Annotated in this window: 6 protein-coding genes and 1 pseudogene; 6 read left to right on the forward strand and 1 reads right to left on the reverse strand. The window is 66.3% G+C overall.

Annotated features, from left to right (window positions below; all coding sequences use genetic code 11):
- The 6 genes and pseudogenes from AC5P09_RS43735 to AC5P09_RS43760 all read left to right on the forward strand — a co-directional run.
- Positions 1-900 (forward strand): RNA-guided endonuclease InsQ/TnpB family protein (locus AC5P09_RS43735; RefSeq protein WP_493879259.1); only part of this gene is annotated, 900 nt, incomplete at its 5' end.
- A gap of 195 nt (positions 901-1,095) precedes the next feature.
- Positions 1,096-1,590: a MarR family winged helix-turn-helix transcriptional regulator gene (locus AC5P09_RS43740; protein ID WP_493879260.1), complete on the forward strand. Its 495-nt coding sequence runs from the start codon at positions 1,096-1,098 to the stop codon at positions 1,588-1,590.
- 769 nt (positions 1,591-2,359) lie between these two features.
- Positions 2,360-3,319, forward strand: coding sequence for a hypothetical protein (locus AC5P09_RS43745; protein ID WP_493879261.1), 960 nt, complete (start codon positions 2,360-2,362; stop codon positions 3,317-3,319).
- Positions 3,241-5,514 (forward strand): annotated as a pseudogene (locus AC5P09_RS43750) (RHS repeat-associated core domain-containing protein); the annotation flags it as partial. The gene AC5P09_RS43745 and the pseudogene AC5P09_RS43750, both read left to right, overlap by 79 nt.
- The gene (locus tag AC5P09_RS43755; protein WP_493879262.1) at positions 5,511-5,897 is read left to right on the forward strand and encodes a hypothetical protein; all 387 of its coding nucleotides are present in this window, start codon (positions 5,511-5,513) and stop codon (positions 5,895-5,897) included. The pseudogene AC5P09_RS43750 and the gene AC5P09_RS43755, both read left to right, overlap by 4 nt.
- Before the next feature lie 79 nt (positions 5,898-5,976).
- Positions 5,977-6,156 carry a DUF397 domain-containing protein gene (locus AC5P09_RS43760; RefSeq protein WP_493879281.1) on the forward strand — a complete coding sequence of 60 codons (180 nt, stop codon included), beginning with the start codon at positions 5,977-5,979 and terminating at the stop codon, positions 6,154-6,156.
- Positions 6,157-6,168: 12 nt separating this feature from the next.
- On the opposite strand, the gene AC5P09_RS43765 is transcribed toward AC5P09_RS43760, so the two are convergent.
- Entirely contained in the window at positions 6,169-6,957 is a 789-nt protein-coding gene (locus AC5P09_RS43765) for a protein phosphatase 2C domain-containing protein (protein WP_493879263.1), read from the reverse strand.
- Between the last annotated feature and the right edge of the window lie 537 nt (positions 6,958-7,494).

The raw sequence follows: 7,494 nt of genomic DNA on the forward strand, positions 1-7,494 counted from the left end.
CGCTTCAAGTCCCGCAAGGACAAGCGGCAGTCGATCCGGTTCACCGCCAACGCCCGCTGGAACATCACCGACAAAGGGCGCCTGAACCTGCCGAAGATCGGCGCGGTGAAAGTGAAGTGGTCCCGCACGCTGCCCACCACGCCCTCCTCCGGCACCGTCATCCAGGACGCGGCCGGCAGGTTCTTCGCCTCCTTCGTCATCGACACCGACCCCGCCGCCGACGCGGCCCGGATGCCCGAAACCGACCGCACCATCGGCGTCGACCTCGGCCTCACACACTTCGCGGTCCTGTCCGACGGCGCGAAAATCGACTCCCCGCGCTTCCTGCGGCGCGCGGAGAAGAAGCTGAAGAAGGCCCAGCAGGAGCTGTCCCGCAAGCAGAAGGGAAGCAAGAACCGCGAAAAGGCCCGCCTGAAGGTCGCCCGCGCCCACGCCAAGGTCACCGACGCCCGCCGCGAGTTCCACCACCAGCTCTCCACCAGGCTGATCTCCGAGAACCAAGGGATCGCCGTGGAGGACCTCTCGGTGGCGGGACTGGCCCGCACCGGACTGGCCAAGTCCGTGCACGACGCCGGATGGTCGTCGTTCGTCAGCATGCTGGAGTACAAAGCGGCCCGGTACGGCCGCACCCTGGTCACGATCGGCCGGTTCGAACCGACCTCCCAGACCTGCTCGACCTGTGGCGTCAAGGACGGGCCCAAACCCCTCAACGTCCGGGAATGGACCTGTACCGCCTGCGGCAGCGTCCACGACCGGGACCACAATGCCGCGATCAACGTGAAGACGGCCGCCGGACTGGCGGTATCAGCCTGCGGAGCGCCGGTAAGACCAGGAGCAATCCCGGCACAGCGCGAAGAAACAGGAAGCCACGGATTCCCGACCCAAGCCCGTGCCGCGTAGCGGCACAGCAACGATCGAGAAGGCCAGAATCCTCGGGCTTCAGCCCGAGGAGCAAGTCAAGCACGTAGAACGCCGGGTCGGAAGGGGCCCAGAGGCTGCCGTTGGTCTAGCCCTGCGAAATACTGACGGAGCTGCGGCGATGACAGGCGTTCGGCGGAAACTTTCAGTACGAGGAAAACCAAGGCAGGGGCTGACGTGCACGAAGACGGAAACGGCGACGGACGCAGAGCCGAGCCCGGCGTGTCCACCAGCGGTGTGGACCAGCCCCAGTTCCTGGCACTCGAACGCGAACTGACCGTTCTCCTACGACGCGCCCGTGCCAACCAGGGCGAGATGGCCCGCGAGGTCCACCCCGACCTCGAATCAGCGGCGTACGGCCTGCTCGTGCGCCTCGACGAGTGCGGCGGCCAGCGTGCCACGGAACTCGCCGCGTACATCGGCGTCGGCAAGGCCACGATGTCCCGCCAACTGCGCGCCCTGGAGGACCTCGGCCTGATCGCCCGCGAGCCGGACCCGGCCGACGGGCGCGCCTGGCTGGTTGCACTGACCCAGGAGGGCCACCACCGGGTACGGCGGGTACGGGAGGCCCGCCGGGCGCGGTACGCCGGGCGGCTTGCGGACTGGGATCCGCGCGAGGTGGGCGAACTGGCTCGATTGCTGCATCAGTTGAACCGGGGGATGGAGAAGTAAGGGGCCGGCCCGGACGTCTCCTGGTCATATACCGGCTTCCATGTATCGGCGGTGGCCGAAGCGGGCCGAGCGGTACACGCCCGACGAGATGCGCGGCTTCGGTGGCCGACGCGAATGGAGCGTCACAGGCCGGTGGTGAGAGGGAAGCGTCGAGCTGCTCTCCCGCGACGCTGAACTCATCTTCGGCTGATCGCCGGCTTTCTATATTCACCTGATGTTTCCATGAGATCATTTAGCTGTTCATTCAGGTGCCGAGATTTTTGATCGGTCAAATCGCATTTTCTCGGCGCTTGAGTCTATAAAATCCTGCCATGTGACGCGCATCACTGTTGATTTCTTATGGCTTGACGCGCCTATGATCACCGCCATATTTGAGGTGCTTGTGTGATGCATGGGGTGGGGCTGTGAAATCGCACGTGGGGGAATGGATTCCGTTTTTTGTGGAATCTGCGGACGCGTCACACGCTTGCCAGACTTCTGGCGTGGACGTTGCTCGTCGGCGGCTGGGCCGTGGTGAACTCTCCGACCGCGCACGCCGACACGTCGGCGCCGCAAACGCCGTCCGAGCAGGCCGCGGCATCGGGAGAGCCGGTCGAAGTGACGGCGGACCGAACCGAATACACGCAGACTTTCGCCAATCCGGACGGCACCTACACGCTGAGGCAGGCGACGTCGCCCCAGCGAGCGAAAGACGCTTCGGGCGTGGCACGACATCGACACGACGCTGGTACGCAGGGCCGACGGCACGATCGGGCCGCGGTATGCGGCTGTGGATGCCTCCTTCTCTGTCGGCGGCGCCGAGGACATGGTCAGGCTGGAGGAGAACCGGCGGGTGCTGTCCGTCCGCTGGCCTGGTGGTGACCTGCCCGAGCCGTCTCTGGACGGCGCGACTGCCACCTACGCGGAAGTTCTGCCAGGGGTCGATCTGCAGTTGATGGCGATGCCGGACGGATATCGCGAGGTCCTGAGGGTCAGGTCTGCGGAGGCCGCGCAGAATCCCGCGCTGGAGCAGCTGAAGTTCGCCGTCGCCGGCGAGGGTGTGTCCGTGGTCGCGGGTGCCGCGGGCGGACTGCGAGCGGTCGATGCCGACGGCAATGCGGTGTTCACGGGACCTGCGGGGCAGATGTGGGACTCGGCCGGAGGCCCGGGAGACGGCGTCCAGCCGCAGACCCTGCCCATGTCGGGCTCCGGTGCGGACGCGGAGGGCGCCGAGCAACTCGACGCGCAGGCGGCCGAGGACGATGGCTCCGCGCACCCGGGCGACGGCGACGCGACTGCCACCCTGCCCGTCCAGGTCGACGACGGCAGCATCGCCGTCGCCCCTGACCTGAACCTGCTGCGTGGCGACGACACGGTCTATCCGGTCTACATCGACCCGTCGGTGGGACTCTCTCGCTCGGAGCGCACGGTGCTGTCCTCCGACGGCGACAAGTTCTACCAGTTCTCCGGTGAGTACGGCGTCGGACGCTGTTCAAACGCGGACGGTTACTACTGCGGCGACAACTACGTGAACCGCATGTACTTCGAGTTCAGCCCCAGTGCCCTGGCCGGAAAGCATGTTCTGCACGCTACCTTCCGCGCGCACGAGACGTGGTCGTTCAACTGCGATCCCTACACGATCAAGCTGGAACGCACCGGGAACATCTCGTCGGCGGGACCAGCGGGCAGGCGTACGTCAAGAAGATCACTAAGTTCGACGGCCTGTACAACGCCACCAGCAGTCAGCTGATCCTGCCGGCGAGCGACCCCCTCGTCACGGCCGGCGTCCCGCAGACGATGACCTTCACCGCCACCTACAACGCCGCCAACCAACTGTCGGCAATCGGCGATCCGGCCGTCGCAGGCCTGCCCTCGGAAGGCATCACCAACACCTTCGACACCCTCGGCAATCCGAAAACAGTCAACGGCACCACCGGCTACCTCCTCGGCGCCGCCTACTCGGAACTCGGTGACGTCACGACCCGCACCCTGGGCACGGACTCGACCAGCTCCGCGAAGAAGGCGTACCTCAATTACCGCTACGAGAACGGCACCCGCCGCCTGACCCGGTCCTACGTCACTGGCGACACCCACGGCCACATGCCGCAGGACCTCAACTTCACCCAGGACGACGCGGGCAACGTCACCTCGATCAGCGACGCCAGCACCCTCGGCGGCACCGCCCAGGCCGACAACCAGTGCTTCGCCTACGACGGCTACAGCCGTATGACAGAGGCGTGGACCCCCAAGACGGCAGACTGCGCCGCAACGGGCCGCACCACGGCCAACCTCGGCGGAGCCGCTCCGTACTGGACGTCCTACGGCTACACCGCGTCCGGTCAATGCGACACAGAGACGCAGAACTCGGCGAGCGGCAACCAGACGACCGACTACGTCTACGGCACCACGAACGGCCAGCCCCACCCCCTGGACCACACCACGGGCGCCAGGAACTCCACGTACACCTACGACAAGACCGGCAACACCACGCGTCGCCCCGGCGCCGGCGCCACCCAAGCCCTCACCTGGAACAGCGAGGGCGAACTCGCAAGTCTCGCTGAAGGCACCAAGAAGACCGATTACCTCTACGACGCCGATGGCGCCCTTCTCATCCGTCGCGCGAGCGGAGACGGTGACACCGTCCTCTACGTCGGCGACACCGAGGTCCGCCTGACGGCCAAGGGCACGACCAAGACTCTCAGCGGCACCCGCTACTACACGGTGGGCGGCCAGACGATCGCGGTCCGCACGAGCACGGCGGGCACCAGCGGTACCAAACTCACCTTCCTGGCCACCGATCCCCACGGCACGGCAAGCCTGGCGCTTGACGCCACCACGTGGGCCATCACCAAGCGCTACACGACCCCCTTCGGCGCCCCGCGCGGTACGAGGCCGACGACGTGGCCGGACGACAAACGCTTCCTCGGCAAGCCGGAAGACACCACGACCGGTCTCACCCATGTCGGCGCCCGTGAATACGACCCGGCCGTCGGCCAGTTCATCAGCGTCGACCCGATACTGGCCCCGGGCGCCCCGCAATCCCTCAACGGCTACTCGTACGCGGACAACAGCCCGGCCACGACATCCGATCCGACGGGCCTGTGCCCGGACATCGACTGCCCGACCCGGCCGGGGCCCGGCTACGAAAACACCACGCCTGGACATGAGCCGGGGAAGCCGAAGAAGTCGGCCAACACGGTCTATGCCGAGAACAACGAGAGCTTCAACGGCACCGCGTCCACGGGATCAGGTGAGAGCGGTGGCGATAGCGGCGGTGGGGTCACGGGGTGGCTCCAGGGCGCCGTGGATACCGTGGTCAACTACGGTTCTGCGATCTTCCACGAACCCGAGATCTGGTGGGGCGCCGCCGAAGTCGGCGGAAGCATGGCCCTGATGGGTCTCGGCGGAGACATCACGATCGCCGGCGCTGCCGTCTGCCTCACCGGTGTGGGCTGCATTGCTGGTGCCCCGGCGGCTGTGGGGGGCGTAGCAATGGTCGCAGCCGGCGCGGTCGGTACTGCGGATGGAATCGGGCGTATTAACGACGGCCTGGGGAAGGCGCTCAGGGCAGCCAGCCGTGAATCCTCCGGCACCTCTAGCGGGTCGAGAACTTTCACCTCGGACGATCCGCTCGTCGGCGATGTCGCTAATGCCATCGAGGCGAAGTACCCTGGCCTGGTCAAAGACGTCAACGTAAAGGTAAAGCGCCCGGACGGGTCCGATTTGACCGACTTCGACATTGAGTTGAAGAATGCCGTAATCCAAGTGAAGGCGGGTCCTGGAAAGAAAGCTGGAGGTCAGGTGACCCGGACACAACAAGGTACGGACAAGCCGGTTATTGTGTACGGACCGAAATTGCGGCCGAGCGTGGTCAAGGAAGTGAATAACCGTGGCGCAATTGGTATTACTTCGTTGGATGATTTGCTGGCGGTGGTAGCGCCATGAACTCCCTCATCATGTGTATGCCGCGCGGTGTGACGACAGAGGAAATCGTTGGCCAACTGCGCCGATCCGGGATCAGCGCAGAGTTCCGGGACAGCCGGATCACTGTGTCTCATGAGGATTCTGTCGCATGGATCGAACCGGACTCGGATGGTGAACTCCAGAGAGAGTATGAGCCTGATGAACAAACTTTCATAGAAGGTCTTGTCGGGCCTTGGAACGGCTACAGCATCGACTATCGCTCACTGGATGCTGCAGATGTCGCGGTGGCCGCGTTGTGTGAGCGCTGGCCCTGCGTGGTTGACGATGAGGACGAGTTCTTCGGCTGGGGCGCCGAATACCTTCAGCGGCGCCGAGGCGGCTATGTGCCCCATTCGACTGCGTAAGATGCGGCTGGTGAGAGGCCTTGTCGCTCCAGCGTGGAAGCTTGTGTAGGACTACACACCATGAACAGCACGCATTCATCTGCAGTCCGGGCGCTGGCGTAAGTCCTCCTACAGGAATGCGGTCGGCGGAAAGTGCGTCGAGGTCGCCGGCGGTCTCCCCAGCCTCATACCGGTCCGTGACAGCAAGGTCAGCGGCGGACCGGTACTTGGTCGTGTCCGCCGGCGCCTGGACCCCCTTCGTCCAGGAAGCCGCCGGTAAGCCCGGCAAGGCTCACAGCTCCACGTACACCACAGTCGCATCATCATGCGTCTTGCTCCGCCCCAGAAACTCCCGAGCCTCCGCATCCCCCCGCTCCAGCCCCCGCACCCGCTCCACCAACGCCCCCGCCCCCTCCTTGCGTACAAACCGGAAGCAGTCCCCCCAGTCGCCCTCCCGGAACGTCTCCACCCACCTCGTCGCCCCGTCCGTCAGTGCGGCCAAGGCGCGGACCTCAGCCCGCGCCACGACCCCCGTCACCACCCGCCCCGCCACCGTCGGATCCGCCGCCGCCGTGAAGAAGCCGCCCTCCTTGTTGCGGATCTCCGCGTCGATCAGGGCGTCCGTGGCCAGGGTGGCGCGGGGGAGGAGGGCGAGGCGGTCGTCGAGGTGGGGGGTCACCGTGCCGTCGGGGGACTCGACCAGCAGGGCCGAGTCGGACAGGACCAGGTACTCCACCGACTCCGGCGACCAGCGCGCCACAACCACCGTTGCCTGTGGGGTGCGTGGGTGAGAAAGGTCACAAGTGGTGTGATGGGCCTCGGCTGTTCGAAGGATCGCCCGCGAGAGGATCTCCGGCAGCGTCAGATCTCGGCAGGAAACGGTCAGTTCGGTCAGGGCGCCGCCGAGGCGGGACACGAACCAGGGAACCGAATGCAGGCAGCCTGTCGAAGTCCGCGGGGGTGTCACTCCATCCAGGACGACCAGCGCGCCGCCCAGCCCGGAAGCCGGTAGGGCGACGCCGGCGAAGTCCTCGTTGGGGCGGGTCGGATCGCCGGGCTCCGAAACAAGTTCCGTACGCATCCGGCCAGTCTGCACGAGCCCTTCACAAGGTGCGCAAGAGGCTGGCATCAGCCGCCGAATCGACGCACTCGCGCAGGTCAGGCGCCTGATTTGGGGTGGAATGAATCGCTCCGGGAAGGCGTGGTGGCGAATAGTGCCACCGCCCGCCGCCGACGTCCAACCGGCCCGCCGTGCAAGGGTGTCGCACGAGCCGGAGGAACTTGCCCGCCAACTCGGGTCCGATGTTCACTCCTTCGGGTGGCGGGCCCAGTGATGCGCGACCACCGCCCACCGGCACTGGGAGGGTCGGGGACCGTACCGGGCGTACGCAGAGTCGGCAGTCAGTGACGGAGCGTAGCCCGACCCATGGGTACTCACGAGTCAGGAATGCGAGCACCGGTGCAGAAGACGCGGCCTCGTCGTACAGGCAAGAAGGCGGCCTCCGAAAAAGGCGTGGACCCCACGCCCGGCACCTCCGGCACCCCCACCTCCGGCGCCCCCACCTCCGGCGCCCCCACCTCCGGCGCCCCCACCTCCGGCGCCCCCACCTCCGGCGCC

Source organism: Streptomyces sp. a15, assembly GCF_059026085.1.

Bases quoted from the DNA above. Each gene is read 5' to 3' on its own strand.
- AC5P09_RS43755 (WP_493879262.1), top strand. From the start codon at position 5,511: ATGAACTCCCTCATCATGTGTATGCCGCGCGGTGTGACGACAGAGGAA.
- AC5P09_RS43765 (WP_493879263.1), bottom strand. From the start codon at position 6,957: ATGCGTACGGAACTTGTTTCGGAGCCCGGCGATCCGACCCGCCCCAAC.